1 pseudogene is annotated in these 251 nt (G+C 35.1%); it reads right to left on the bottom strand.

Annotated elements, in window-relative coordinates:
- Positions 1-251, bottom strand: a pseudogene (locus RYX56_RS24050) (CCA tRNA nucleotidyltransferase); the annotation flags it as partial.

Below are 251 nucleotides of genomic sequence, written 5' to 3'. Positions count from 1 at the left end.
CATGAACGGAAAAGCGCCAATCCCTTAAAAACGTTTCAGTAGATTGTGGATCTTGCTGTAGACAGAAAAGGAGTAAGGACCACATCTCATTCTTTGTCAGTTTTTCGCTGTTATAAGACAATAATTTTTCAATTTGTTTTTTCTGATTTTGTAAGCCTGGTAAATAACAATATAAATTGGTTTCAAGTAATATCGTGATTGCCTCTTTCCATCCCTTACCAATCAGGAGTTTATCAAACTCTGCCTTTTTC

The organism is Alkalihalophilus lindianensis (genome assembly GCF_032843265.1).
Taxonomy (GTDB): domain Bacteria; phylum Bacillota; class Bacilli; order Bacillales; family Bacillaceae_D; genus Alkalihalophilus; species Alkalihalophilus lindianensis.
This window is presented reverse-complemented; position numbering and strand designations above follow the sequence as displayed.